The 24,950-nt window shown below is 36.3% G+C and carries 23 protein-coding genes; 15 read left to right on the top strand and 8 right to left on the bottom strand.

What is annotated here, in order from left to right; genetic code table 11:
• The first annotated feature begins 77 nt into the window (after window positions 1–77).
• Window positions 78–1,151 (top strand): tartrate dehydrogenase, encoded by a 1,074-nt coding sequence (locus BN1226_RS00580; RefSeq protein WP_044469568.1) that lies wholly within the window; start codon window positions 78–80, stop codon window positions 1,149–1,151.
• Between the two features lie 92 nt (window positions 1,152–1,243).
• On the opposite strand, the gene carB is transcribed toward BN1226_RS00580, so the two are convergent.
• Complete coding sequence (gene carB, locus BN1226_RS00575; protein ID WP_044469567.1) at window positions 1,244–4,456, bottom strand: carbamoyl-phosphate synthase large subunit; 3,213 nt, start codon at window positions 4,454–4,456, stop codon at window positions 1,244–1,246.
• 83 nt (window positions 4,457–4,539) lie between these two features.
• A complete protein-coding gene (gene carA / locus BN1226_RS00570; protein WP_044469566.1) occupies window positions 4,540–5,667 on the bottom strand; it encodes a glutamine-hydrolyzing carbamoyl-phosphate synthase small subunit in 1,128 nt (375 codons plus the stop codon).
• A gap of 385 nt (window positions 5,668–6,052) precedes the next feature.
• Between carA and BN1226_RS00565 the strand changes: the two genes are divergently transcribed.
• Together BN1226_RS00565 and BN1226_RS00560 are read left to right on the top strand one after the other, a co-directional pair.
• On the top strand, window positions 6,053–6,799 hold the full coding sequence (locus BN1226_RS00565) for an MlaA family lipoprotein (RefSeq protein ID WP_044469565.1): 747 nt from the start codon (window positions 6,053–6,055) through the stop codon (window positions 6,797–6,799).
• A 17-nt stretch (window positions 6,800–6,816) separates the two neighbouring features.
• Window positions 6,817–7,311, top strand: coding sequence for a YfbU family protein (locus BN1226_RS00560; protein ID WP_044469564.1), 495 nt, complete (start codon window positions 6,817–6,819; stop codon window positions 7,309–7,311).
• A 202-nt stretch (window positions 7,312–7,513) separates the two neighbouring features.
• Here BN1226_RS00560 and deoR read toward each other — a convergent pair whose 3' ends face one another.
• Both deoR and deoC read right to left on the bottom strand, forming a co-directional pair.
• The gene (deoR, locus tag BN1226_RS00555; protein WP_044469563.1) at window positions 7,514–8,269 is read right to left on the bottom strand and encodes a DNA-binding transcriptional repressor DeoR; all 756 of its coding nucleotides are present in this window, start codon (window positions 8,267–8,269) and stop codon (window positions 7,514–7,516) included.
• A 20-nt stretch (window positions 8,270–8,289) separates the two neighbouring features.
• Entirely contained in the window at window positions 8,290–8,964 is a 675-nt protein-coding gene (gene deoC / locus BN1226_RS00550) for a deoxyribose-phosphate aldolase (protein WP_044469562.1), read from the bottom strand.
• A 169-nt stretch (window positions 8,965–9,133) separates the two neighbouring features.
• Here deoC and rbsK point away from each other — a divergent pair, with 169 nt between their 5' ends.
• The 7 genes from rbsK to BN1226_RS00515 all read left to right on the top strand — a co-directional run bounded on the left by rbsK (window position 9,134) and on the right by BN1226_RS00515 (window position 15,060).
• On the top strand, window positions 9,134–10,054 hold the full coding sequence (rbsK, locus tag BN1226_RS00545; protein ID WP_044469561.1) for a ribokinase: 921 nt from the start codon (window positions 9,134–9,136) through the stop codon (window positions 10,052–10,054).
• A gap of 10 nt (window positions 10,055–10,064) precedes the next feature.
• The gene (locus tag BN1226_RS00540) at window positions 10,065–10,412 is read left to right on the top strand and encodes an MFS transporter (RefSeq protein WP_044469560.1); all 348 of its coding nucleotides are present in this window, start codon (window positions 10,065–10,067) and stop codon (window positions 10,410–10,412) included.
• A 140-nt stretch (window positions 10,413–10,552) separates the two neighbouring features.
• A complete protein-coding gene (locus BN1226_RS00535) occupies window positions 10,553–11,533 on the top strand; it encodes an MFS transporter (RefSeq protein ID WP_420835327.1) in 981 nt (326 codons plus the stop codon).
• Between the two features lie 7 nt (window positions 11,534–11,540).
• Window positions 11,541–12,557, top strand: a complete 1,017-nt coding sequence (locus tag BN1226_RS00530; RefSeq protein WP_239384631.1) for an aldose 1-epimerase family protein — start codon at window positions 11,541–11,543, stop codon at window positions 12,555–12,557.
• A 315-nt stretch (window positions 12,558–12,872) separates the two neighbouring features.
• Complete coding sequence (gene uhpC / locus BN1226_RS00525) at window positions 12,873–14,201, top strand: MFS transporter family glucose-6-phosphate receptor UhpC (protein ID WP_044469558.1); 1,329 nt, start codon at window positions 12,873–12,875, stop codon at window positions 14,199–14,201.
• Between the two features lie 177 nt (window positions 14,202–14,378).
• The gene (locus BN1226_RS00520; RefSeq protein WP_044469557.1) at window positions 14,379–14,750 is read left to right on the top strand and encodes a DUF2255 family protein; all 372 of its coding nucleotides are present in this window, start codon (window positions 14,379–14,381) and stop codon (window positions 14,748–14,750) included.
• Window positions 14,751–14,877: 127 nt separating this feature from the next.
• A complete protein-coding gene (locus BN1226_RS00515; RefSeq protein WP_044469556.1) occupies window positions 14,878–15,060 on the top strand; it encodes a DUF1232 domain-containing protein in 183 nt (60 codons plus the stop codon).
• A gap of 39 nt (window positions 15,061–15,099) precedes the next feature.
• Here the strand turns inward: BN1226_RS00515 and rarD are convergent, their stop codons facing one another.
• Both rarD and zapB read right to left on the bottom strand, forming a co-directional pair.
• On the bottom strand, window positions 15,100–15,990 hold the full coding sequence (gene rarD / locus BN1226_RS00510) for an EamA family transporter RarD (RefSeq protein ID WP_044469555.1): 891 nt from the start codon (window positions 15,988–15,990) through the stop codon (window positions 15,100–15,102).
• A gap of 317 nt (window positions 15,991–16,307) precedes the next feature.
• Window positions 16,308–16,526, bottom strand: a complete 219-nt coding sequence (gene zapB / locus BN1226_RS00505) for a cell division protein ZapB (protein WP_005760797.1) — start codon at window positions 16,524–16,526, stop codon at window positions 16,308–16,310.
• Between the two features lie 195 nt (window positions 16,527–16,721).
• Here zapB and glpX point away from each other — a divergent pair, with 195 nt between their 5' ends.
• The 3 genes from glpX to mioC all read left to right on the top strand — a co-directional run bounded on the left by glpX (window position 16,722) and on the right by mioC (window position 20,855).
• Window positions 16,722–17,735, top strand: coding sequence for a class II fructose-bisphosphatase (glpX, locus tag BN1226_RS00500; protein ID WP_044469554.1), 1,014 nt, complete (start codon window positions 16,722–16,724; stop codon window positions 17,733–17,735).
• A gap of 172 nt (window positions 17,736–17,907) precedes the next feature.
• On the top strand, window positions 17,908–20,337 hold the full coding sequence (gyrB, locus tag BN1226_RS00495; RefSeq protein WP_044469553.1) for a DNA topoisomerase (ATP-hydrolyzing) subunit B: 2,430 nt from the start codon (window positions 17,908–17,910) through the stop codon (window positions 20,335–20,337).
• Window positions 20,338–20,411: 74 nt separating this feature from the next.
• Entirely contained in the window at window positions 20,412–20,855 is a 444-nt protein-coding gene (gene mioC, locus BN1226_RS00490) for an FMN-binding protein MioC (RefSeq protein ID WP_044469552.1), read from the top strand.
• Between the two features lie 62 nt (window positions 20,856–20,917).
• Here mioC and BN1226_RS00485 read toward each other — a convergent pair whose 3' ends face one another.
• The gene (locus BN1226_RS00485) at window positions 20,918–22,372 is read right to left on the bottom strand and encodes an aminoacyl-histidine dipeptidase (protein ID WP_044469551.1); all 1,455 of its coding nucleotides are present in this window, start codon (window positions 22,370–22,372) and stop codon (window positions 20,918–20,920) included.
• Between the two features lie 136 nt (window positions 22,373–22,508).
• Entirely contained in the window at window positions 22,509–23,174 is a 666-nt protein-coding gene (locus BN1226_RS00480) for a CPBP family intramembrane glutamic endopeptidase (protein ID WP_044469550.1), read from the bottom strand.
• Window positions 23,175–23,404: 230 nt separating this feature from the next.
• On the opposite strand from BN1226_RS00480, the gene gpt reads away from it, so the two are divergent.
• Both gpt and BN1226_RS00470 read left to right on the top strand, forming a co-directional pair.
• Window positions 23,405–23,863 carry a xanthine phosphoribosyltransferase gene (gene gpt, locus BN1226_RS00475; RefSeq protein ID WP_005760744.1) on the top strand — a complete coding sequence of 153 codons (459 nt, stop codon included), beginning with the start codon at window positions 23,405–23,407 and terminating at the stop codon, window positions 23,861–23,863.
• 415 nt (window positions 23,864–24,278) lie between these two features.
• Entirely contained in the window at window positions 24,279–24,938 is a 660-nt protein-coding gene (locus BN1226_RS00470; protein ID WP_052506663.1) for an aspartate/glutamate racemase family protein, read from the top strand.
• The last annotated feature ends 12 nt before the right edge of the window (window positions 24,939–24,950 follow it).

The raw sequence follows: 24,950 nt of genomic DNA, 5'->3' as shown, positions 1-24,950 counted from the left end.
ACTTTTGCAACAAACCTTTTGCCCAACTAACTTATTCGCAGTACTATGAGTTATCAATTTACATAAGGAGCCCGACTATGGCACACAAAATTGCGGTTATCGCAGGTGATGGAATCGGACCTGAAGTGCTTACTGAAGGTGTCAAAGTACTCAACTGCATTTCTCAACTGGATTCAAACATTCAATTCGACTTCACACACTTTCCTTGGGGATGTGAGTTTTATTCTCAAACTGGCAAAATGATGGACGATGATGGTATTGAACAACTGAGTCAATTTGATGCCATATTTTTAGGTGCTGTAGGTTATCCTGGCGTACCAGACCATATTTCACTTTGGGGGTTGTTATTAGCTATTCGTAAAAACTTTGAACAATATGTAAATGTTCGCCCCGTTAAATTATTAAAAGGTGCGCCTTGTCCCATTAAAGAGAAAACTGAAAAAGATATTGATATGATCTTCATTCGTGAAAACAGTGAAGGAGAATATTCAGGCACAGGAAGTTGGTTATTCAAAAATAAACCACATGAAGTAGTTATTCAAGATAGCGTATTCTCTCGAGTAGGTTGTGAACGCATTATTCGCTATGCTTTCGAATTAGCTCGTAAACAAAATAAATCAGTTACCAGCATCAGCAAATCTAATGCCTTAAACTATTCCATGGTTTTCTGGGATCAAATCTTTAATGAAGTAAAAGCCGATTACCCTGATGTAAAAACTGCAACCTATTTAGTCGATGCCGCAGCGATGTTAATGGTAACCCATCCTGAACGTTTTGAAGTGGTTGTCACCAGTAACTTATTTGGCGATATTCTCACTGATTTAGGTGCGGCAATTTCTGGTGGTATGGGATTAGCCGCTGGAGCAAACTTAAATCCTGAACGCCAATATCCATCTATGTTCGAACCTATTCATGGTTCAGCACCAGATATTGCAGGTAAACAACTTGCTAACCCATTAGCCACCCTGTGGTCAGCGAGTCAATTACTGGAATTCTTTGGACATAAACAATGGGCAGAACACTTAATTGAAGCGATTGAATATTTACTGGTAGAAAAAACTACACTTACCCCAGATTTAGGTGGCAATGCAAAAACGGCACAAGTCGGTGATGCCATTGTGAAATATCTGATTGACCATTACGCTAAATAATTTCACCTAGACAACTCTCGTGCCTGTTCCTTACACCCCAAAGTGCGGTTAAAATTTTTAAAATTCTAACCGCACTTTTTATTTAACTGAACTTATACGAGCAAGCTCGCATGCAAGTTTTGTAGTGAACAAACCGCGTGCATATGCAAATTTGCTACACTTAAACTAATCGCATCAGCACTGGCTATCGTTGTATAAATTGGCAAGCCTTGTTTCAACGCATTTGATCGGATTGATGCACTATCTGCTACACTTTCTGACATGCCTCCCAGCGTATTGATAATGAGTGCAATTTCATTATTCTTAATTGCATCAACAATATGTGGACGCCCTTCACGCACTTTATTCACGGTTTGTACAGTAATGCCATGTTCATGTAAGAATTTTGCGGTACCGAAAGTCGCACACAAGCCATAACCTTGTTCTTGCAAGCGTTTCACAATTGGTAATAAACGTGGTTTATCATCATTATCCACTGAGACAAACACTTTACCTGTACGAGGAATACGCTCACCAGCACCAATTTGGGCTTTCAAGAAGGCTTCGGCAAAGGTTTTACCGACACCCATCACTTCACCTGTTGAACGCATTTCAGGCCCAAGGATAGTGTCCACACCAGGGAATTTAATGAATGGGAATACCGCTTCTTTCACCGCAAAGAAATCTTGTGGAATTATTTCACCTTGAATGCCTTGTTCTTTTAAGCTCATGCCCGCCATCACACGTGCAGCAATTTTCGCCAATGGTTGGCTGGTAGCTTTGCTAACAAATGGCACGGTACGGCTGGCGCGAGGGTTCACTTCAAGCACATAAATCACATCTTTTTGTACAGCAAACTGAACGTTCATTAAACCAACAACATTTAGTGCATGTGCCATTGCCACAGTTTGACGACGAATTTCATCTTGAATTGGTTTACTCAAGGAATATGGCGGTAATGAGCAAGCAGAATCACCTGAGTGAATCCCTGCCTGTTCAATATGTTGCATAATGCCGCCGATAATCACTTGTTCACCATCACAAATACAGTCTACATCCACTTCAATGGCATTATTTAAGAAGTGATCCAGTAAAATTGGGCTGTCATTGGAAACCGACACAGCTTCGCGCATATAACGATTGAGTTCTTCATCGTTATACACGATTTGCATTGCCCGACCGCCGAGTACATAAGATGGACGCACCACCAATGGATAACCCACTTCATTTGCCAAACCAACCGCCTCTTGTGCATTACGTGCGGTACGGTTTGCAGGTTGTCTTAATTGCAAATCATTAAGGATTTTTTGGAAGCGTTCACGGTCTTCTGCCGCATCAATGCTGTCTGCAGAAGTTCCAATAATATTTACTCCATTAGCATGTAATGCATTAGCTAATTTTAATGGAGTTTGACCACCGTAATGCACAATCACGCCCCAAGGTTGTTCTACATAAATAATTTCTAACACATCTTCCAAGGTTAAAGGTTCGAAATACAAACGATCAGAAGTATCAAAATCAGTAGAAACGGTTTCTGGATTGCAGTTCACCATAATGGTTTCAAAACCACTTTCACGTAAAGCAAGTGCGGCATGTACACAGCAGTAATCAAATTCAATACCTTGTCCGATACGGTTTGGACCTCCACCTAAAATCATCACTTTTTTGCGATTGGTTGGGTTGGCTTCGCATTCTTCTTCATACGTTGAATAAAGATAAGCCGTGTCAGAATTAAATTCGCCCGCACAAGTATCTACGCGTTTATACACAGGATGAACATTAAATGCATTACGCAAGCTACGCACTGAAGTTTCATCAGATTTCACCAATTGCGCAATACGTTTGTCAGAGAAACCTTTGCGTTTCAAGCGATAAATTTCATCACGGTTCAAATCAGCAAGGGTTTTCTTCTCAAGAGCAAGTTCTTCTAACACTAAATCTTGAATTTGGATTAAGAACCAAGGGTCAATTTTGCTATAGTGATGTACTTCTTTGATGGACCAACCAATACCAAAAGCATCCGCCACATAAAGCAACCGTTCAGGACCAGGATTGGAAATTTCATGGCGTAATTTTTCCATATCTTCAGTTTTTAAATTAAAACCACAGATACCTGTTTCCAAACCACGTAGAGCTTTTTGAATAGATTCTTGGAAAGTACGCCCCATCGCCATCACTTCACCCACAGATTTCATTTGGGTAGTTAAACGGTCATCGGCTTTCGGGAATTTTTCAAAGGCAAAACGTGGCACTTTAGTTACCACATAGTCGATAGAAGGCTCAAATGAGGCGGGAATCAAACCACCTGTGATGTCATTGCGCAATTCGTTTAAGGTATAACCCACGGCTAATTTTGCAGCTACCTTAGCAATTGGGAAACCTGTTGCTTTTGAGGCTAATGCCGAAGAACGACTTACACGAGGATTCATCTCAATCACGATCATTTCGCCATTTTCAGGATTAATCGCAAATTGTACGTTTGAACCACCAGTATCCACACCAATTTCACGCAATACTGCAAGGGATGCATTACGCATGATTTGGTATTCTTTATCCGTTAAAGTTTGCGCTGGTGCGACTGTAATAGAGTCGCCCGTATGCACGCCCATTGGGTCAAAGTTTTCAATGGAACACACGATAATACAATTATCTACTTTGTCACGCACCACTTCCATTTCATATTCTTTCCAACCTAATACAGATTGCTCAATGAGTAATTCATGAGTTGGCGAAGCTTCGAAACCACGTTCACAAATTGCTTGAAACTCATCACGATTATAAGCAATTCCACCACCAGAACCGCCCATGGTAAATGATGGACGAATTAAAGTTGGAAAACCCACCTCCACTTGAGCAACCCAAGCCTCTTCGAAACTATGACAGACAAAAGATTTTGGCGTATTTAAACCAATTTTCGCCATGGCTTCTTTGAAACGACCACGGTCTTCCGCTTTGTCGATGGCATCTTCTGTGGCACCAATCAATTCCACCTTGTATTTTTTCAATACGCCATGTTTGGATAAATCCAATGCGCAGTTCAACGCTGTTTGACCACCCATAGTTGGCAAAATCGCATCTGGGCGTTCTTTCTCAATGATTTTTTCCACGGTTTGCCATTGAATTGGCTCAATGTAAGTCACATCCGCCATATTCGGGTCAGTCATAATAGTGGCTGGGTTGGAGTTCACCAATACCACTTTGTAGCCTTCTTCGCGCAAGGCTTTACACGCCTGCGCCCCCGAATAGTCAAATTCACAAGCCTGACCGATCACAATCGGACCAGCACCAATAATGAGGATTGTTTTTATATCGTTGCGTTTTGGCATTTTCTTATCTCTCTAAAATTCTTTCAATTTCGACCGCACTTTGCCGTCTGAATTGGGCGTACAATACGCCCTTATAATCATCTTTACGCTTTTGCCGCGCGCATGGCTGCGATAAATTTATCGAACAAATAGGCAACATCATGCGGACCAGGACTTGCTTCTGGGTGTCCTTGGAAGGAATATGCCACTTGGTCGGTGAGTTCGATACCTTGCACAGAATGGTCAAATAACGAACGATGAGTAACGCTAACATTCACGGGTAAACTATTCTCATCCACTTCAAAACCATGGTTTTGGCTAGTAATAATGACTTGTTGAGTTTTTAAATCTTGCACAGGGTGATTTGCACCATGGTGTCCAAATGCCATTTTTTTGGTTTTACCGCCTACAGCGAGCCCTAATAATTGGTGACCTAAACAAATCCCGAAAATCGGTTTTTTAGTAGATAATAATGTTTTAATTGATTTAATTGCGTAATCACAAGGCGCAGGATCCCCTGGTCCATTAGAAAGGAAAATGCCGTCTGGATTTAAGGCAAGCACGTCTTTGGCTGGCATTTTGGCAGGAACAACAGTAATATTGCAACCGCGTTCAGCAAGCATACGCAAAATATTACGTTTTACTCCGAAATCATAGGCAACAATGTTAAATTCTGGCTGACTGGCTTCCACATAACCTTGCCCTAATTTCCATTCACCTTGTGTCCACTGATAAGGGGCTTTAGTGGTTACTTCCTGAGCTAAATCTTTGCCTGCCATAGAACCAAAACTTAAAGCAAGTTCAAGAGCCTTTTTCTCATCAATTTCACTGGTTAAAATGCAACCTGCCATCGCACCTTTATCACGCAATAAACGGGTTAAACGACGAGTATCAATATCCGCAATGGCGACAACATTATTGGCTTTTAAATATTCGGATAGGCTTTGTTTTGCACGGAAATTACTATGAGTCAATGGTAAATCTCGAATAATTAAACCTGCAGCATATACAGCATTAGATTCAACATCCTCCTCATTGGTCCCCGTGTTACCAATATGTGGATAGGTTAAGGTAATAAGTTGTTGAAAATAGGACGGATCTGTTAACACCTCTTGATAGCCAGTCATTGCAGTATTAAACACCACTTCGCCAATGGTGTATCCAGCGGCACCAATGGATGTGCCATGGAAAACGCTGCCATCGGCCAAAACAAGAATTGCAGATTTAGACATAAACTATCACCTCTTTATTACTAATCATTGAGTATGGAACAATATTCTTTCGTTAGAAATTTCAAAAAAACTCACCGCAGATTAAACTGAAATGACAGGTGCCGTATAGAAAATACCAGATTTTTCTTATTATGAAATTCACTAAATTAAATATTTATTCATAAATATTGCATAAATATATTGAATATACAAGTGTTTTTTAGAGTGAATTATATTAACCTTATTCATGTAAATTAAGTTAATATCAAATTTCCTATGCATTAAGCCTTATTGCATAATTAATCGAACTAAAAATCATATAGAATTTCTTTTGTAGATTATTCTCAACTCATTTACAATGTGGTTATCTATAAACTATTTAGCCTCTAATTTTAGGATTAACAAAATGAAAAAAACTCACTTGCTGGTGACTTCTGTTCTGGCATCATTGGTACTCACTGGATGTACCAGCTTTGATGCACAAACAGGTGAACGTCAAGACCCACTTGAAGGCTTTAACCGCACTATGTGGGGTTTCAATTATAACGTATTAGACCCTTATCTATTAAAACCTGCCGCTAAAGGGTGGAACGCATTACCTACGCCATTAACAACAGGTTTAAGTAATGCGGCAAAAAATTTAGATGAGCCAGTAAGCTTTGTAAACCGTTTATTAGAGGGTGAAGGCAAAAAAGCATTTGTGCATTTTAACCGTTTTATTATTAACTCTACTTTTGGGTTAGCAGGGCTTATTGATTGGGCGAGTTATAGCGATCCATTAAAAATTGAAAATAATCGTACTTTTGGTGACACTTTAGGCAGCTATGGTGTGGATCCTGGGGTTTATGTCATGTTACCTGTTTATGGTGCAAGCACGCCTCGAGAATTAACAGGGTCAATGGTGGATAAAGCCTATACTTATCCGTTCTGGGAATGGGTCGGCGGAGCCTGGTCATTAGTGCCAACGGTGATTAAAACTGTAGATTCTCGAGCTAAAGCCATGGATAAAGAAGAGCTATTGAATCAAGCACAAGATCCTTACATTACATTCCGTGAAGCTTACTATCAAAACCTAGAATATCGTGTGAATGATGGAAATGTAAAAGCAAAAGAAACTGGTTTATCACAAGATGATTTAAAAAGTATTGACTAACTTTTAAGGAATTCATTATGGAAATGACATCAACTCAACGTCTAATTCTTGCTAATCAATATAAGTTAATGGGCTTATTAGATCCAACTCATGCAACCCAATACGAACGCCTAGAAATGATTGTAAAAGGGGGATTTGAGTTAGAACTTAAAGAATTAGATAACGCCTTTCTGAATATGACTGAAGCAGAATGCCGTAGTGTATTAGATACTCTTGAAATGTATCATGCTCTACAAATTTCCTATGAAAATCTTACAGAGAAAACGGCACTGTCAGCTCATCGCTTACAATTTGTCGGCTATGATGCAATCCGTGAAAAAAAATATCTTAATTATTTGCGTTTTCTTACCAACATTGAAGGAAAATACCAAGCATTTATGCAATGTGAACATGGTTGTGATTCACAAACGCCGATGTGTGAAAAATACCATAGAATGCTTCATTTATGGAAACAATGTCCACACCAATATCATCTGAGCCTGGTTGAAATTCAAAATATTCTTAATGCCTAAAATTTTCTAAACTATCACCGCACTTTACTGAATCTAAAGTGCGGTATCATATTAAAAAATTTTCTCAAATAGCACCGCAGTTTTAGTATTCTCAAGCCTTGAATCAATCTGAATACAATATTTTATGTTGTTGGAATTAATAAAATCAATGATCCAACGATGCCAATAACTTTTACGATAAATACAAAGTGCAATTGAAAAATTAGCTTTGCTTAATCTGAGGAATTTTTCCTTCAAATTCAGTTGGTAAAAGTTGATCTGTCACAATAAGCTCAAATTCACATAATTCACCAATATAAGCTTGTTGTACTTTATTCACTTTAAAATGATCAAACACTAAAATGGCTTGCTGGGTTTTTGCTATTGCACGTTGTTTCGTTTTAACTTCATCAAAATTAAAGCAACTGACACCTCGCTTGGCATCAACACCTGCGGCAGAAATAAATGCTTTTGTTGTACAAATTGCCTCAAGTTCATTATGTACTTGAATAGAATTAAGAAAAGAATTATGACGTGAATATTTACCACCACATAAAATCACATCACAATTTGGCTTTTCTTGTAGCACCATAAAGGTATTAATTGAGCAACAAAGTGCGGTAAATTTTATGGAAGAATCAATTTGTGAGGCAATAAAAGGGATAGTCGAACCACAATCAAAAAAAACCACATCACCTTCCTCGACTAACTCCGCACCAAGACGCCCGATGTGCATTTTTTCCGCAATATGTTTAGTTTCTTGTTCAAAGATTTGGTAGCCATTCTCGTTACTTTTTTGCGGATCTTTCACGATATAGCCACCAAGTAAAACAATTGAGCCTGTATTGGTATTCAAATCACGACGAATAGTCATCTCCGACACATTCAAAATATCAGCGGCATCTCGCAGATGAATTTTATCCATCTGTTTGAGTAAAAATTCTAATTTATGAATGCGTGATTGTACTTTAGTGTCCATAACAGGCTCATTGATGGTAATTAATAAGTGCTATTATTGTCCTTCAAACCTTTAATAATGGCAATACCTGCACTTGCACCAATTCTACTTGCACCCGCATTAATCATCGCAAGAGCAGTTTCTGTATCACGTACTCCACCCGATGCTTTCACACCAATATTGGCACCTACAGTTTTACGCATTAAAGCAATATCTTCAACGGTTGCACCGCCTTTATTAAAGCCTGTTGAGGTTTTGACAAAACCCACATTTAAATCACGACAAATTTCACAAGCTTTAACAATTTCTTCTTTGCTAAGTAAGCAAGTTTCTAAAATAACTTTTAATAATCCACCTTGGCAAGCTTCTAAAACGGTTTTAATATCCGCTTCAACTTTCTCCCATTGTCCTGATTTAATAAGACCAACATTAATCACCATATCCACTTCTTCAGCACCAGCTTTGATTGCCTCTTTAGCTTCAAATGCTTTTACAGAAGATAAATTTGCACCAAGTGGAAAACCTACTACAGTACAAATTTTTACATTGGAACCCGTTAATTTTTGTTTTGCTAATGGAATATAACCTGAATTGATACATACAGACCAAAAATCATTTTCAATTGCTTCATCACATAATTGAAGAATGTCTTGTTCTGTTTTTTCTGCGGTTAATGCAGTGTGATCAATAAATTTTGCTATTTCATTTCCTTTCATAATAAATCTCTCCTATCTCAGAAAATGTGATTATTCTAACTTTTTTATATCATACATTAAAAAAAATTTAAAACTGTGACTTTTGTCACTTTTTTAACATTTTAACTATTATACACTTGATTAAGTCAAATATGTTGCAATTTTAACACTATTATTTTAGGAGATATATATGGATATTGCTGTAATTGGTTCCAATATGGTTGATTTAATCGCTTATATTAATGATATGCCCAAAATGGGAGAAACCTTAGAAGCCCCTGATTTTAAAATGGGTTGTGGTGGTAAAGGTGCCAATCAAGCTATAGCGGCTGCAAAATTAGGTACCTCTGTCATGATGATGACAAAAGTAGGTGATGATGTATTTGCCGATAACACCATTCATAATTTCCAGAAATTCGGAGTAAATACAGAATTTGTGGAAAAAGTGGAAGGCGTTTCTAGTGGTGTCGCACCGATTTTTGTGGATAAATCATCACAAAACCGTATTTTGATCATTAAAGGCGCAAATCAATATTTAAAACCAGCAGATATTGATCGAGCAGAAGAAAAATTAAAACATTGCAAACTTTTTATTTTGCAATTAGAGATTCCATTGGAAACCGTTTACTACGCCATTGATTTTGCTAAGAAACATCATATTCCTGTCATTCTAAATCCAGCTCCAGCCCGTAAAGATCTAGATATTAACTACGCATGTAAATGTGATTTCTTTATGCCAAATGAAACTGAACTTGAAATTTTAACAGGTATGCCAGTAGATACCATGGAACAAATTCAAGAAGCTGCAAATAGTTTGTTTAATAAAGGTTTGAAAAATTTGATCGTCACTTTAGGTGAAAAAGGTTCTGTATGGTTCCATGATACACAAATGACTCATATTAAACCTTATAAAGTGAATGCTATTGATACTAGTGGTGCAGGCGATGCCTTTATTGGGTGCTTTGCACATTATTACATTGCGACCAATGATGTAAAACAAGCCATGACTATGGCATCAGCTTATTCTGCTTATAGTGTGACAGGACAAGGTACACAGTCTTCTTATCCAGATAAAGCACAGTTTGAACAATTCTTACAATCTGTGAAATAAGGAATATATTATGAAAGATATTCAACAAATGCCCGATGGCTATCTCAATAAGACCCCAATTTTCCAATTTATTTTATTATCTTGCTTATTCCCTCTTTGGGGGGCTGCTGCAAGTTTAAATGACATATTAATTACACAATTCAAAAGTGTATTTACATTAAGTGATTTTGCTAGTGCTTTAGTGCAAAGTGCATTCTATGGTGGTTATTTCTTAATTGCTATACCCGCCTCATTAATCATCAAAAAAACCAGTTATAAGATTGCTATTTTAATCGGATTAACTTTGTATATCGGCGGTTGCTCAATGTTTTTTTCGGCCTCCCATATTGCAAATTATACAAATTTTTTTTCGGAGTAAAAAGTGCTTTTTATGTTGTTTATTTTTTAATTGCTATACCCGCCTCATTAATCATCAAAAAAACCAGTTATAAGATTGCTATTTTAATCGGATTAACTTTGTATATCGGCGGTTGCTCAATGTTTTATCCGGCATCACATATGGCAACTTATACAATGTTCTTAGCGGCTATTTTCTCTATTGCTATTGGTTTAAGTTTTTTAGAAACTTCAGCGAATACCTACAGCTCAATGATTGGTCATAAAGATTACGCTACACTACGCTTAAATATCAGCCAAACATTCTATCCTGTCGGAGCAATTTCAGGCATTTTGTTAGGTAAATATTTAATCTTCCAAGAAGGTGCAAGTTTAAATGAACAAATGGCGACAATGAATCCTGAACAATTACACGCATTCAAATTGTCACTGCTTGAACATACGTTACAACCTTACAAATATTTAATTTTCGTATTATTGGCTGTGATGTTCTTATTCCTCATTACCTCATATCCAAAATGCAAAGCGATTACCGAAGCCGGCAAAGAAGAAGTCAAATTTACTGACACCTTAAAATATTTAGCCACTAATAGTAAATTCAAAAAAGGGATTGTGGCACAATTCTTATACGTTGGGATGCAAGTAGCGGTATGGTCATTCACCATTCGTTTAGCCTTAAACTTAAGTAATATGAACGAGCGTGATGCCTCTAACTTCATGATTTACAGCTTTATTGGTTTCTTCGTAGGTAAATTCGTCGCTAATTTCCTGATGACCAAATTTAAATCAGATTTAGTTCTATTATGGTATTCCATTCTTGGCGTGATCACCTTAGCTTATACTGCATTTGTCCATGATTTCTCTGCTGTTTATGCAGCTATTTTTGCTAGTGTATTATTTGGACCATGCTGGGCGACTATTTATGCTTCCGTGTTAGGAACCGTATCACAAGAACACCGCGAAGTCGGTGGAGCAGTAGTCGTTATGTCTATTATTGGCGCCGCAGTTGTACCTGCAATTCATGGCTATGTATCTGATACTATTGGTTCATTACAACTTGCCTTTATTGTGCCATTATTCTGCTTTGCCTACGTTGGTTACTATTTCTATGGAAAATTAAAAGAAACGAGCGAAGGAAAATAAGGAGTAAATGATGAAAAGTGTTATTTATCTTTGCAAAGAGCAATTTAGTCATGAAGAACGTGTTATTTTTGAAAATGACCAACTTAGTGCGGTCAGTTTTAAATACAATTCTGGAATTGAAGCTATTAAACTAATTAACAGTAAAGGCTTTGTCACCGTGTTACCTTTCTACGGACAAATTATTTGGGACGCAGAATTTAATGGTCAAACCTTAAAAATGAAAAACATGTATAGTGAACCTAAAATTGGTACAACTATTGTTGATACCTATGGTTGCTTTGCTTTTCATTCAGGTTTAATTCGTAATGGTTGCCCAGCACCCGAAGATGATCATCCATTGCATGGTGAAATGCCTTGTGCACAAATGGATAAGGCATGGCTGATTATTGATGAAAATAGTCTTGCTATTAGTGGTGAAGTTGAATATGTGAAAGGCTTTGGTGATCATTATCTAGCAAAACCTGAAGTTGTTTTGAAAGCAGACAGCACATTATTTGATATCAATATGCAAGTGACTAACTTAGCTAGTGTAGAAATGCCATTACAATATATGTGCCATATGAATTATTGCTATGAACATGGTGCAAGCTTTAGCCAAAACATCCCTGATAGTGCTGTAAAATTACGCCAAACCATTCCTGCGCATGTGAAACCAACACCGCAATGGTTAGCCTTCAATGAAGAAATCAAACAAGGGAAATATGTGCTTTCATCCTTAGAAAAGGATGAAATGTATAATCCAGAAATCGTCTTCTTTATGGATAATCTACAACAATATCAAACACAGCTTGAATATCGTATGCATTCACCAAAAGGGCATTGTTATCTCACAACATTCTCATCACAGGAATTTAATTATGCTACCCGTTGGATTCTATATAATGCAGATCAACAAGTTGGAGCATTTGTGCTTCCTGCAACCTGTCGACCAGAAGGACATTTAGCCGCTAAAAAAGCAGGCTCATTAATAATGATGAAACCGCATGAAACGCGTCGCTTTAGTGTAACAACAGGGATTGAATAATACCTGCAATTGTTCTGTAAAATAATACCGAGCCTTAAGGTTCGGTATTATTAACACTATTTAAATATATCATCAATAACATACCCGACATTATATTAGCGCATTCAGCAATATTCTCTTTCACTCATTAATCCATATTAGATTAAAACACTTGTATATTTTTTATGCTATAACGTATAAAAAATGATTCTTAATAATAAAAAAATATTGAATTTATGATTTATGTCACTTTTTTAACATTATATTTTATTTATAATCTTAAAATTAACTTTGTTATTTTTATCACATTTTATAAATCGCTGTAAGGAGGCGTCTATGGGAATCTTTAAAGAAGCACCTGATTTACCAATAACAAAATCCAAAGAAGAAATTGATAAAACATACCGATATTGGCGATTACATTTAATGATCGTGAGCTATTTAGGATACGCAGTATTCTATTTTACACGCAAAGGTTTTAACTTTGTGATGCCAGCCATGTTAACAGATCTTGGATTGCAAAAAGCAGATATCGGTATCATGGGGACCGCATTCTATTTAACCTATGGCGCATCAAAATTCCTATCAGGCGTTATCGGTGACCGTTCAAATCCTCGTTATTTTATGGGATTAGGGCTAATGGCAACGGGGATTGTAAATATCTTATTTGGTATGAGTTCCTCTATCTTTATGTTTGTAACACTTTGGATGATTAATGCGTTCTTCCAAGGATGGGGCTGGCCTCCTTGTTCTAAAATTTTAAATACCTGGTATTCTCGTAACGAACGTGGATTATGGTGGGCTATTTGGAACACTTCACATAACCTAGGTGGTGCACTTATTCCATTACTTGCAGGTGCAGTGACACTTGCTTTAGGTTGGCGATATGGCATGATTATTCCTGGTATTATTGCTGTTGTAGTCGGTTTAGGGCTTTGTGTTCTATTAAGAGACCGCCCTGCCTCAATGGGATTACCGACTGTGGGTGAATGGCGTAATGATATTGCAGAAAAAGAACATGAAAGCGAAGGAATTGGGTTATCTACCTGGGAAATTCTAAAAGAATATGTGTTCAAAAATAATATTATTTGGGCACTTGCTATTTCTTATGGCCTTGTTTATATCGTAAGAACAGGGATTAATGACTGGGGTAATCTCTACTTAACAGAAACCCACGGTTATAATTTACTTGAAGCAAACGCAACCGTTGCCTTCTTTGAAGTAGGTGGATTCTTAGGTGCTCTATTTGCAGGTTGGGGATCAGATAAATTCTTCAACGGTAACCGTACCCAAATGAATATTATTTATGTCGTAGGAATTATCTCTGTTGCCTTAGCATTATGGTTTATACCAAGCGACAGTAGCCTATTAATGTCTATTCTATTCTTCCTAATGGGCTTCTTCATCTTTGGTCCACAATTCCTAATTGCTATGGCTGCAGCAGAAAACTCTCATAAATATGCTTCAGGCGCATCAACAGGTTTTGTGAGCTTATTTGCTTACATTGGAGCCGCTGTCGCAGGATTACCACTTTCATTAATTATTGAAAAATTCCACTGGAACGGTTTCTTTGGCTCATTATTTATTATCTCTCTTGTTTGTGCATTATTGTTGATATTAGTTTATATCTTGCAACGCCATCGCAACAAAATGAAATGTTCATAATGAACCCTCAAAATTAATATCCAATCTGCATCTTACTGGCAATCCTAAAATAAGATGCAGATTTTTTTATGCCTCATGACTAAGCGCCTCTCAGCTATTTTCTATTATTAAGAATTTTTCCCCTAATCGGCTGTCTAACAAGCGTCCTTAATTATTATTAATTGTGGAGAAAACAAAATGTGGAATTTAGATCAACTACAACAAATTAATCAAGCTGATGATTTAAGAATTGCACCATTTCATACTGACATGGAAACCACTGGAACACCGACTTGGATTTGGGAGGTTATTGTGGATAATCGTTTATTTGTCCGTGCTTATAATGGAAAAAGTTCTTGCTGGTATCAAGCGGCGTTACAACAAAAATCTGGTCACATCCACAGTATTGGAGATGTATTTAATGTTGTTTTTGCATCAATAACAGATGAAGAACTTAATAAACAAATTGATGAGGCTTATCGCCAAAAATATGCCGATAGCCCATACATGAAAGAAATGATTAGTCCAAGAGCACGAAATGCCACCATTGAAATATTATTAAGTGAGTAATTACTTAAAGATGTGGCTCAAGTGCGGTATCTCACTAAAAAATTTACAAATAACATACCGCACTTTTATATGCTCACTTAAATTACCAGCTAACGATAAAACCGTTTTATTAAATAAAGGAAAGTAAATGAACAAATTATATTTAACTTTAATGAATATGAATAAAGCGAAATTACTAAAAATAGTGATCATTTTGATCTATTTATTAAGCCCGTTTGATATTTTACCTGAAGCTTTACTAGGCCCATTAGGATTAGTGGATGATGCAGCAGCAATAGCCCTATTAATCAAAACGATTCTAACCAAATAGGATTTTTACTAAAAAGTGCGGTCAAAAAAAATGAAAAAATTAAACTTTTTTGGCTTTATTTCTCATTCCGAATAAGAAAATAATGACCCCCACCCAGACCAAAATATAACCTATCATTCGCTCCATAGATAAACTTTCATTAAAAATTAACACCCCGCATAAAAATTGCAAACTTGGAGAAATATATTGCAACATGCCGAGTAATGACATAGAAATCTTACGTGCACCAATAGCAAACCATAATAAAGGAATCGTTGTTGCGGCACCTGAACCTAATAATACAACCATTTGCAATCCATTCAACTCACTAAAAATCAAAGTATTTTGGCTATAACAATAAATTAAATACAACAAGGCAAAAGGAGAAAGAATAATGGTTTCGAGCGCTAATCCTGCTAAAGCTTCCATGGGTGCTAATTTACGAATCAGAGCATAAAAACCAAAACTTGCTGCTAATATCAAGGCGACCCAAGGAATCTGCCCTGCTGGGATGGCAAGCCATAAAATCCCTGCTGTTGCTGAAAGCAAGGCAAGTAATTGTGCATTATTAATTTTTTCTTTTAAAAAAAACCAACCTAAAAAGACATTTAATAAGGGGTTAATAAAATAACCCAAGCTAGCATCTAAAATATGGTCGTTAGTAATTGCCCACAAATAAACTAACCAATTCAAAGCTATTAAAAAAGCAGTAATAAAAAATATGCCAAGTACACGTGGTTGTTTAAAAGCTCTTAAAACCGTACGGCCTTGTCGATATACCAATAGCAAAAGTACCGCAAAAATCGCAGACCACACAATGCGTTGTGCCAAAATCTGATCCGCAGGCATCGCAGATTGATTAATCGGATACCAATAAATCGGGAATGTGCCCCAAGTTAAATAACATAGAAAGGCATAATGCCAACCCTTCAATTTCTCTGAAATTTTCATCTATTGGTTTCCTTATTTTAAATACAGATTATATGTTTACACTTAAAGATGAAGATTCGCTAGACAGATAAAATATATAAATTTTTCAGATTCTAACCGCACTTTGCACTTGCTATTTACATGGAGAAACACTTTCGATTGCCCTTGAAAGTGGCGCTAACTAACATTAGCTCATAGGTAACATTAATTATTAGAATAATACTTTTAACTATCACAAAGAATAGTAAGATGACCGACCTGACATAAGGCATAAATTTAAAAATTAAGTACTAAAAAAGGATAGCCTCACTATCCTTTACTCATTTTTATGTCCAGAATTAAACGTTATCAATTTGACCTAATAATGAACGTAAACGTTCTTGCCAGTTATTATGTTCAACTTTAAGTTGTTCATTTTCACTACGTAATGATTCATTTGCTTGTTGAACTTGGTTGTTTTTTTCTTTTAATTCTTCAACTTCTAATTGAAGTAATTGGATAGTTTCAACCGCTTGTTTAATTTTACCTTCTAACTGATCTAAAATTTCTAAAGACATAAAAAATTCCTCTTATAAATAATGTTCGAAATATGACTCTATTCTATATTGAATGCTCTTGATATTAAAGGGTGAAATAAAAATTTCCTGTATATTTGTTCAATTTTTACAAGTATTCAGACAATTTTCTATCGCAATCGTTTGCTGAGTGATAAAATAAATCTTAACCCATTACAGTGAAAAAGGTTAATCAAAATGAATAGATCCTTATCCCTTGAATTTTCAAGAGTGACCGAAGCTGCGGCTATTGCTGCCCATGCCTGGATTGGTCGTGGTGACAAAAATGCAGCCGATGATGCCGCAGTAAAAGCAATGCGTTATATGCTTAATCGCATCCATATGGACGGCGAAATTATTATTGGTGAAGGTGAAATTGATGAAGCGCCCATGCTTTATATCGGTGAAAAAGTCGGCTCTGGCATGGGTGAACAAATCACCATTGCTGTAGATCCTATTGATGGCACAAGAATGACGGCTTTGGGTCAATCTGGAGCCTTAGCAGTACTTGCCGCAGGTGGCCGTAATACCTTTATCAAAGCACCTGATATGTATATGGAAAAATTAGTAGTAAATGGTGAAGCTAAAGGCATGATTGATTTAAATTTACCTATTGAACAAAACTTACGCCGAGTGGCTTCACGTAAAGGTAAATTAATGTCTGAATTAGTGGTCATGGTGCTAGCTAAACCTCGTCACGATGAAGTCATTAAACAAATTCAAGCTTTAGGTGCAAAAGTATTAGCAATTCCAGATGGTGACGTAGCCGCTTCAGTACAAGTATGCTTACCTGATTCAGAAGCAGATGTTTTATATGGAATTGGTGGTGCACCAGAAGGCGTCATTACTGCAGCCGCAGTACGTGCGTTAGGAGGAGATATGCAAGCTCGCTTAATTCCACGTAATCAAGTAAAAGGCGATACCCCTGAAAATATTCAATTAGCCGAAAGTGAAATCGCTCGTTGTCACGAAATGGGTGTAAAAGTAAATGAAATTTTACATCTTGAAGATATTGCTCGTGATGATAACCTGGTGTTTATGGCAACTGGAGTCACCCATGGCGATTTATTGCAAGGCATACAAATTAAAGGCAGTTTTGCAACCACAGAAACCTTGATGATTCGTGGTCAATCTCACACTATTCGTCGTATTCAATCTATGCATTATTTAGATGGTAAAGATTCAGACTTATATAAATCTATTGGATTATAATTTCTATAAATTTTAATGTGGGTCACAGCTTAGACCCACTATAAAAAATTTCTTTATTTTAGACCGCACTTTCTTTATCTAAACGCCAATCTTTCTGCATTAAAAGGTGCTATTTCTAGCAAAATTTGCTATAATTGACATAATTTTTTCAGAGTAAAAACAGAGAAAGATTATGTCAGAAAATCCACAAGAAAATTATGGTGCAAGTAGCATTAAAGTCCTTAAAGGTTTAGATGCTGTACGTAAACGTCCTGGTATGTACATCGGCGATACTGATGATGGCACAGGTTTGCACCATATGGTGTTTGAGGTTGTAGATAATGCTATTGATGAAGCATTAGCAGGCTACTGTAAAGATATTATCGTCACTATCCACGAAGATAACTCCGTATCTGTGCAAGACGATGGTCGTGGCATTCCTGTTGATATTCATCCTGAAGAAGGCGTATCTGCGGCAGAAGTAATTATGACTGTACTACACGCAGGTGGTAAATTTGATGATAATTCCTATAAAGTATCTGGTGGTTTACACGGCGTGGGCGTATCTGTAGTGAATGCGCTTTCAGATACATTACAATTAACAATTCGCCGCCAAGGTCATGTATATGAACAATTCTATAATCTTGGTGAACCTAAAGCACCTTTGGCACAAATTGGTGACACTGATAAAACAGGAACCACTGTTCGTTTCTGGCCAAGCCCATCAATCTTTACAAAAACTGTTTTTGAATATGAAATTCTGAAGAAACGCTTACGGGAATTATCTTTCTTGAACTCTGGCGTTTCTATTAAATTATTTGATGAACGTGATGGCACAAATGACCACTTTCATTATGAAGGCGGTATCCAAGCATTCGTGGAATACTTAAACCAAAATAAAACACCAATTCATCAAAAACCATTCTATTTTAGTACTGAAAAAGACGGTATTGGTGTGGAAATTTCATTGCAATGGAATGACAGTTACAACGAAAACATTTACTGTTTCACGAATAATATTCCTCAACGTGATGGTGGCACCCACTTAGCGGGCTTCCGAGGTGCATTAACTCGTACCTTAAATGCCTATATGGATAAATCAGGTTTAAACAAAAAAGGGAAAAGTGATAAAGTTGATACTTCAGGCGATGATGCTCGTGAAGGACTTGTAGCCGTTATCTCTGTGAAAGTGCCTGATCCAAAATTCTCATCTCAAACCAAAGATAAACTCGTATCTTCAGAAGTAAAAGGTGCGGTTGAATCTGCAATGAATGAGCGTTTACAAGAATACTTAGATGAAAATCCTAATGAAGCGAAGATCATTGCAGGTAAAATTATTGATGCTGCTCGTGCTCGAGAAGCGGCCCGTAAAGCTCGTGAAATGACTCGTCGTAAAGGCGTATTAGATATCGCTGGATTGCCTGGTAAATTAGCAGACTGCCAAGAACGAGACCCCGCACTTTCAGAATTATACTTAGTGGAAGGGGACTCTGCGGGAGGTTCTGCAAAACAAGGGCGTAACCGTAAAAATCAAGCGATTCTACCGTTGAAAGGTAAAATTCTAAATGTAGAAAAAGCACGCTTTGATAAAATGCTTTCTTCTCAAGAAGTTGGAACATTAATTACCGCATTAGGTTGTGGTATCGGTCGTGATGAATATAATCCAGACAAAATGCGTTATCATAAAGTCATTATCATGACCGATGCGGATGTGGATGGCTCCCATATTCGTACATTATTATTAACCTTCTTCTATCGTCAAATGCCTGAAATTATTGAACGTGGTTACGTATATATTGCACAGCCACCACTTTATAAAGTGAAAAAAGGTAAACAAGAGCAATATATTAAAGACGAGCCTGCAATGACTCAATATGAATTAGCCATTGCCTTAGAAGATGCTGCACTTTATGTAAATAAAAATGCACCAGCAATGACAGGGTTACCATTAGAAACCTTAGTGGCCGAATATAACAATGTAAATCAAATGATTGATCGTTTACACCGTCGTTATCCAGAAGCCTTGTTGAAAGAGCTAATTTACTATCCGCAATTAACTACTGAATTAATGAAGGATATTACTGCGGTTGAAAACTGGGCAAAAACTTTAATTAGTCAACTAGCCGAAAAAGATACTCACGGTAACCATTATTCATACCAAATAGTAAATAATCCTGAACGTCAATTAAGTGAAGTGATTTTAACTGTTCGTACTCATGGTGTAGATACAAATTACAGCCTAGATCATAACTTCGCAAATGGTAACGAATATGCTCGTATCATAAAATTAGGTAATCAATTAAAAGGATTGCTAGAAGATGGTGCTTATGTTACTCGTGGTGAACGCCAATTAGAAATCACATCATTTGAAGAAGCTATTGATTGGTTAGTGAAAGAATCTCGTCGTGGTTTAACTGTACAACGTTATAAAGGGCTAGGAGAAATGAACCCTGAACAACTTTGGGAAACCACTATGGATCCTGATGCTCGCCATATGTTAAAAGTAACGATTAAAGATGCTGTGGCAGCTGACCAGCTCTTTACAACCTTAATGGGTGACGAAGTAGAACCTCGTCGTGACTTCATCGAAAGTAACGCACTACGAGCGAACTTAGATATCTAATTAACATAAAAGGCTTAGTTTTTCTAAGCCTTTTTTATATTATAGGTTAATCCTAATTTCAAAAGGAAAGAACAATGGCACAACAAATTTGTATTATTACTGGTAGCACTTTAGGTGGTGCGGAATATATCGGTGATCACCTCTGTGATTTATTAGAACAACAAGATTTTATTACACAAGTAGAAAATCACGCTTCATTGGCTAATGTTGAAGGGCAAAAACTTTGGCTAGTGGTTACCTCAACTCATGGTGCGGGTGAATTACCAGATAATTTAAAGCCACTTTTTCAAGAAATTAAAGATAACGATACTGATTTATCAGAAGTACGTTTCGCCGTTGTCGGTTTAGGCAACTCAGATTATGATACTTTCTGCCAAGCAGTAGACAAGGTGGAAACAACACTAAACAAACAAGGAGCTAAACAAATTTGTAAGTCATTACGTATTGATGTACTTACCATTGAAGACCACGAACAAGCCGCCGAAGACTGGTTACCTAATTTTGTAAATGCACTATAAAACTCAAGCTAACTTTTCACAAAAAATAAAGGCAGAATTTACCATCTGCCTTTTTTATCACATTATTTTTTCGGCATACTTGCCAAAATTTTTGTGAGCAATTGCCAATAAGTTTGGACGGCTGGAATATGCACTTTTTCATCAGGTGAATGCGCATTAACAATAGTTGGTCCAATAGAAATAAAATCTAATGAAGGATAGATTTTTTTCAGTAAGCCACATTCTAAACCTGCGTGAATCACTTTAATTTCAGGAGGATAGCCTAACAATTCAGCATAAATATCCTTGGTTAAACTAAGAATTGGAGTTTCTGCATGAGGTTCCCAACCTGGATAACGCCCAGAGAATGTGATCGTTGCATCCGATAATGAAGTTAAAGAAAGTAATAAACTATTAATATAATCTGTACCGCTATCAATCAGTGAACGAACCAAAATTGTACCTTTTATCGATTGTTCTGTGGTTTTTAATACCCCAAGGCTCAGTGAACTTTCTACTACATTTTCAACGACATCACTATTACGAATTACTCCATTTGGCAATACATTTAGCAAATGAATGACTTTCATTTTGGTACTTTCACTAAAGACTTTTGCCGTATTTTCAACTTTTTCACTAAAGAATGTTAAATTAGGTTCAACTAAAGCTAATTCAGTTTTTAATAAACTTTCAAACGCTACAACTGCTTGAGTCAAGACAGTAACATCACCATTAAAGCTTATCGTTGCAAAGGCTTCACGAGGGATAGCATTACGTACAGAACCACCACGGACATCACTTAATGAGAAACTAAACTGCGGTTGTTTTTGCTGTAAATTTGCTAAGAAACGAATAAGTGTTTTAATTGCACTTGCACGCCCCGTATGAATATCACAACCTGAATGGCCACCACGTAAACCTTTTAAGACCAATTTATAAGTATGTTCATAATGGTTGGTTTGCCATTCTACAGGAATGGTTAAATCGCCATTTTCACCACCAGCACAACCGATATAGATTTCACCATTTTCTTCTGTATCAGTGTTAATCATAACTTCAGAGGTTAACCAATTTGCACGTAACCCTATCGCCCCTTCCATACCAGCTTCTTCAGTCATAGTTAGTAGTACTTCTAAATCAGGATGAACTAAATCATCACTATCTAAAATTGCTAACGTTGATGCCATACCGATACCATTATCTGCACCTAAGGTTGTGCCTTTCGCAGTGACCCATTCGCCTTCAATATAAGGCTGAATAGGATCAGTTTCGAAATTGTGTTGTGTATCTTCATTAGCTTGTGGCACCATATCTAAATGTGCTTGTAAAGCGACAGGCTGAGCCTTTTCCATACCAGCCGTAGCAGGCTTACGAATTAATACGTTACCGGCTTCATCACGCTCAGCATAAAAACCTTTCCCTTTTGCCCAATCAACAATAAATTCAGCTAATGTATTTTCATGGTAAGAAGGATGGGGAATTGAACAAATTTTATCAAACCATTTCCAAAGCAATGTGGGTTGTAATGTTGTTATCATAAATCACACCTTATTTAAAAAGTTAACTTATCTAAATACCATGTTTAGGTATCTATTTATCATATAGATAGCATAACATAAATTATAACAAGCCTAAATCTTACATTTATCTATTCAATAAGCTTCCTTAAAATATTTAAAAAGGTAAGCCTAACCCAAAAACATCAAAAAAGGCATGAGCAAGCATAAAAGGTAATAATGTTGAGAATCGTAACCTTAATAATACAAATATTAAACCAAATAAGGTAACAGTAATGGCTGCAAATAAACCTTGATACGTATGGAATAAAAAGCGAATAACTAATCCGAAAATAATGACATAAGGTAACCATTTTTTAGGAACGGTAAACATGAGCCCTAAAAAATAAAGTTCTTCATAAAATCCATTAAGTATAGCAGCTGCAATTAAAGAAAAAGAAAGATAAGGTTGTAACTCTGCATATGATGAAACATCAACATTATTTTCAGTAGGAAATATCAACATATAAAATAAGTGATCTATTCCTCCAGCCAATAAAATAAATAATAATGCTAAAGGCAATGTCAGTTTATTGATAGAAAAATTAAGTTGCTTAAAATCAAAATGACGCCACCATAAATAAGCAAATGCAATACATAAAGAAAAAAGCTCAAATACCAATAACGAATAATTATCTTCGGAATTTAAGTTCAAGTCTGTAGGTGATTCAAGCCCCGCCTGTTGTAATGAAAGGTACTGCTCTAAAGACGCATAAATTGAGCTACCAAAAAAGATTAGGGTTAATAGTAAAATATCTATTAAATTAAGAGTCGTTTTTTTCATCATCATCCTTTATATCTAGTTAAAACAATCATCCATAATTACTGTTATCATATAGTATATTTAACTGAGCGTTCTCCTTACATTTATAATCTATTCATATCATTTCTGCTTAAAAAATACCAAATTTATCACTGAAATGTCATTGATATCTTAAAAATAATAGCATAAAAGTGTAATTCGAGTTATCCTTATGCAATTTTATTAATTATGCAACAAAGGTATATTTTATTATGAGCGAAAAATATGTTGTTACGTGGGATATGTTCCACATGCACGCACGCAAATTAGCAGAACGTTTACTTCCAGCATCCCAATGGAAAGGTATCATTGCGGTAAGCCGTGGTGGTTTATTCCCAGCAGCAGTATTAGCACGTGAATTAGGTCTTCGTCATGTAGAAACCGTGTGTATCGCAAGTTATGATCATGATTTACAAGGTGAATTAAAAGTAATTCACAAAGCAAATACCGATGGAGAAGGCTTTATTGTGATAGACGATTTAGTCGATACGGGAAATACCGCTCGTGAAATTCGCAAAATGTATCCTAAAGCAAAATTTGTTACTGTATTTGCAAAACCAGCAGGAGCATCATTAGTGGATGATTACGTAATTGATATTCCACAAAACACTTGGATTGAACAACCTTGGGATTTAGGTATCACTTTCGTTCCACCTTTAGCTCGTAAATAATTTCTTCTCATGTTGTAAAAGGGTGGATATCAGCTACCCTTTTCATCCAGACTATTTTCTACCTACTTACTCATCTAAAAGTGCGGTCTTTTTTATTAAAATTTATATAAGCAATCGTTTCTTCTGTTTAAAACAAACATCACAAATATTCACAAAACAATTCTTTTCATATAAAAATAATTTTTTAAAAAATAGATAAATGACTTATAGATTTATATAACTATATAATTTAAAAGCATTTATAAATTATTTATCATTTAATTTACTCGTAAACATAAAGAATAAAACACTAAACAATATTTAACACAATTGTTAAATATTGTGATATAGATCTCAGATTTTCATCAAAAAATGAATAATAATTAGTCCATATTAATACCTATCAGGTTATTTTCCACCTCTCCAAGGAATGAATATGCCTAAAATTATTTTAATTCATGCTGTCACTGCAGCAATGGATCCTGTTAAACAAGCCTTTAAACAAAATTGGGCTGAAGCAAAAGTTTTAAATATTCTAGATGAAACCCTTTCTGATGAGCGGGCAAAATCTAAACAATTAACACCTCAATTAACACAACGAATTTTAGATCTCACACAATATGCGATCAGTAAAGAGGCTGATGGCATATTGTTTACTTGTTCCGCTTTTGGTGATGCTATTGAACAAGCCACAAAAAATTCTCCAGTTCCTGTTTTAAAACCTAATGAAGCTATGTTTCGCTTGGCTCTAGAAAAAGGAACTAAGATTGGAATGATCGCTTCATTTCAGCCGGCTGTAGCTGGGATGGAAGAAGAATTCTATGAACTTGCTAAAGAAATCAATCCTCAAGCAACGATTCGTACAGTTTGTGTAACTGAAGCAAAAGAAGCCTTAAATCAAGGTGATATTAGATTACATGACAAGCTCATGGCTGAAGCAGCCAAGCAATTTACTGATGAAGATATTCTATTATTAGCACATTTTTCATCATCAACTGCATTGTCATTAGCCTCTACAATGACGACTAAACCTATTTTAACTAGTCCTCAAAGTGCGGTGGAATTACTTAAAAATAAATTAGCAAATCTTAAATAAAATAATAGGAGT

It is taken from the genome of Mannheimia massilioguelmaensis, assembly GCF_000940515.1.
GTDB classification, from domain to species: domain Bacteria; phylum Pseudomonadota; class Gammaproteobacteria; order Enterobacterales; family Pasteurellaceae; genus Basfia; species Basfia bettyae.
Note: the sequence above shows the minus strand (reverse complement) of the source record. Positions and strands in the feature narration are given on the sequence as shown.

Excerpts from the sequence above, each read along its gene's own strand:
- glpX (WP_044469554.1), top strand. The coding sequence starts at position 16,722 with ATGAATAGATCCTTATCCCTTGAATTTTCAAGAGTGACCGAAGCTGCG.
- BN1226_RS00540 (WP_044469560.1), top strand. The coding sequence starts at position 10,065 with ATGAAAGATATTCAACAAATGCCCGATGGCTATCTCAATAAGACCCCA.
- BN1226_RS00485 (WP_044469551.1), bottom strand. The coding sequence starts at position 22,372 with ATGATAACAACATTACAACCCACATTGCTTTGGAAATGGTTTGATAAA.
- BN1226_RS00530 (WP_239384631.1), top strand. The coding sequence starts at position 11,541 with ATGATGAAAAGTGTTATTTATCTTTGCAAAGAGCAATTTAGTCATGAA.
- BN1226_RS00560 (WP_044469564.1), top strand. The coding sequence starts at position 6,817 with ATGGAAATGACATCAACTCAACGTCTAATTCTTGCTAATCAATATAAG.
- BN1226_RS00470 (WP_052506663.1), top strand. The coding sequence starts at position 24,279 with ATGCCTAAAATTATTTTAATTCATGCTGTCACTGCAGCAATGGATCCT.
- mioC (WP_044469552.1), top strand. The coding sequence starts at position 20,412 with ATGGCACAACAAATTTGTATTATTACTGGTAGCACTTTAGGTGGTGCG.
- uhpC (WP_044469558.1), top strand. The coding sequence starts at position 12,873 with ATGGGAATCTTTAAAGAAGCACCTGATTTACCAATAACAAAATCCAAA.
- BN1226_RS00480 (WP_044469550.1), bottom strand. The coding sequence starts at position 23,174 with ATGAAAAAAACGACTCTTAATTTAATAGATATTTTACTATTAACCCTA.
- BN1226_RS00515 (WP_044469556.1), top strand. The coding sequence starts at position 14,878 with ATGAACAAATTATATTTAACTTTAATGAATATGAATAAAGCGAAATTA.
- carB (WP_044469567.1), bottom strand. The coding sequence starts at position 4,456 with ATGCCAAAACGCAACGATATAAAAACAATCCTCATTATTGGTGCTGGT.
- BN1226_RS00580 (WP_044469568.1), top strand. The coding sequence starts at position 78 with ATGGCACACAAAATTGCGGTTATCGCAGGTGATGGAATCGGACCTGAA.
- zapB (WP_005760797.1), bottom strand. The coding sequence starts at position 16,526 with ATGTCTTTAGAAATTTTAGATCAGTTAGAAGGTAAAATTAAACAAGCG.
- BN1226_RS00535 (WP_420835327.1), top strand. The coding sequence starts at position 10,553 with ATGGCAACTTATACAATGTTCTTAGCGGCTATTTTCTCTATTGCTATT.
- rbsK (WP_044469561.1), top strand. The coding sequence starts at position 9,134 with ATGGATATTGCTGTAATTGGTTCCAATATGGTTGATTTAATCGCTTAT.
- carA (WP_044469566.1), bottom strand. The coding sequence starts at position 5,667 with ATGTCTAAATCTGCAATTCTTGTTTTGGCCGATGGCAGCGTTTTCCAT.
- gyrB (WP_044469553.1), top strand. The coding sequence starts at position 17,908 with ATGTCAGAAAATCCACAAGAAAATTATGGTGCAAGTAGCATTAAAGTC.
- BN1226_RS00520 (WP_044469557.1), top strand. The coding sequence starts at position 14,379 with ATGTGGAATTTAGATCAACTACAACAAATTAATCAAGCTGATGATTTA.
- deoR (WP_044469563.1), bottom strand. The coding sequence starts at position 8,269 with ATGGACACTAAAGTACAATCACGCATTCATAAATTAGAATTTTTACTC.
- BN1226_RS00565 (WP_044469565.1), top strand. The coding sequence starts at position 6,053 with ATGAAAAAAACTCACTTGCTGGTGACTTCTGTTCTGGCATCATTGGTA.
- gpt (WP_005760744.1), top strand. The coding sequence starts at position 23,405 with ATGAGCGAAAAATATGTTGTTACGTGGGATATGTTCCACATGCACGCA.
- deoC (WP_044469562.1), bottom strand. The coding sequence starts at position 8,964 with ATGAAAGGAAATGAAATAGCAAAATTTATTGATCACACTGCATTAACC.
- rarD (WP_044469555.1), bottom strand. The coding sequence starts at position 15,990 with ATGAAAATTTCAGAGAAATTGAAGGGTTGGCATTATGCCTTTCTATGT.